At 38.0% G+C, this 1,910-nt stretch carries 2 protein-coding genes and 1 pseudogene; all 3 read left to right on the plus strand.

Annotation, left to right across the window (positions count from 1 at the left end):
- Window positions 1-355 (plus strand): annotated as a pseudogene (locus ACFVTB_RS27525) (rolling circle replication-associated protein); the annotation flags it as partial.
- 684 nt (window positions 356-1,039) lie between these two features.
- Window positions 1,040-1,213, plus strand: a complete 174-nt coding sequence (locus ACFVTB_RS27530; protein WP_375839303.1) for a hypothetical protein — start codon at window positions 1,040-1,042, stop codon at window positions 1,211-1,213.
- Between the two features lie 90 nt (window positions 1,214-1,303).
- The coding region (locus ACFVTB_RS27535; protein WP_483875125.1) for a rolling circle replication-associated protein at window positions 1,304-1,910 on the plus strand (607 nt) is incomplete at its 3' end.

Genomic DNA, 1,910 nt, shown 5'->3' on the forward strand with positions numbered 1-1,910 from the left:
CATAGGAGCCTATTTGAGCGCTTATTTGACTGATATAGACCTAGAAGATGTCCAAGACAGGGAAACAGCCTTAAAAGTGGCTTCAGAGGGCTGTGAGGTGCAAACAAAGATCGTAGAAGGTCGGGAAAAGAAATTTTTAAAAGGCGGACGGCTGCACATGTATCCTTCCGGAATGAATATGTATCGAAAATCAAAAGGGATTGTTAAGCCGGAACGGGAAGAAATGAAGTTCGGAGACATAAAAAAAGTAGTGGGTTCGGCAAAACCACACTACGAGAAAAGTTATCATGTCGAAAATGACAATTTTGAAAACACAATTTCGTTTCTCCAGTATAACACAAAACGTGATTTTTGAAGCAAAACGGTTCCTCTTTATGGAGCCGTTTTTTTTATTTCCCGAAGGGTTATTTGTCAGAATGACAAACCGATTTCGAGCCGGCGAGAACCCATTGTCACACCACGATTTAGGGGGTGTGTATAAATGGGCACTCTCTGTGAAATTTGAAGCTTTGAAATTCCGAATGGCGCACTTATACACTCTGTCGAGTGAGTGCTAAAATGCTGAAGCATTTCCGTCAAGCGTGTGGAGGAATCTTGTAGAGAGATATAGCATAGATACCCGTATCTCTAGAGATATTTTGGTATATCCCTGCTATATCTATGGGGTATCTATGCTATATCTTTGGCTTCAAAAACGGCACCTGTTCTAAGAGCATAGAAACTCAACAGGCACAGCCTGTTTGACACCCTTTTTTTTAGGGTGGCACCGAGTTTCCTTATGCTCTTTTTCTCTGAAGCTAAACCTGTTTTATATGTCGTAGTCTTTTTATTGGGAGTGACCCCTTGCTGTACAATTTCCGGAGGTGCCGATAAGGGACGAATTTTCCCTTGTCGGTTGCCTTTGGGGATTGTAAGGGGTGGAGGCTCGGAATCAAAAGGAAACGAAATATCATTCCGAGTGTGCTTCTTTTTTCTGTTCTTGAATTCTATTATTTCCAATGTTAGAATTATGTTAACAACTTGTTAGGAGTGTGTTTGGATGGAAGAGAAAAAACAAATTGGACCTCGAATTACTGTTGAAACATTTAAAAAGCTAGAGTTATTAGCCGAACATTTTACAAAACACAATGAATTTGGAAGAGTTTCAAAAGATGCTGTAATTGAGTTTGCTATTAAGGAATTGTATAGGGACTATTTGGGAAAAGGACGCTAATTTTTGTTGAAAAACTGACTTCGGATTTGGGGTTCTTTATTATTAACTTGATTTTAATTAAACATTACAGGAAAAATTGAGGGGAAATGGATGGATAAACGCAATGGTGACGCGGTTTTCATAGCTCCAAATGATGTTGTAAAAGTGACCACTATGAATCACGTCATTGAAGTTCAGCATATGGAGAAGATGAACCGGAAAAATAATATCAAAAAATTGGACAAGGATAGGTTTGTAGACCTCTCTACTGGGGAGATCCGGGAGTTCGAGCATTCGGAAAATCGGCAGGAAAATTATAATTCTTTGAGACAAACCTTTAAGAAGCTGCGTTATTTGATAAATAACAATTTTATAGGACGGCCAAATGAATTACATATAACTTTGACATACAAGAAAAATATGACGGACACGAAAAAACTTTATAGTGATTTTCAAAATTTTATCGACAGGTTGCGTTATAAATACAAGAAAGAAAGTTCGATAGATTATTTATCGGTGGTAGAGCCACAAGGACGTGGAGCCTGGCATTGTCATGTTTTAATGCGCTTTAATGATTTGGATAAGATTTATATTAAAAATGCTGAATTAAGGAGTCTATGGGGTTTAGGATTTGTAACAATCAAGTCATTAAAGGATATAGACAACATAGGAGCCTATTTGAGCGCTTATTTGACTGATATAGACCTAGAAGATGTCC

It is taken from the genome of Paenibacillus sp. NPDC058071 (assembly GCF_042885235.1).
Classification (GTDB): Bacteria; Bacillota; Bacilli; order Paenibacillales; family Paenibacillaceae; genus Pristimantibacillus.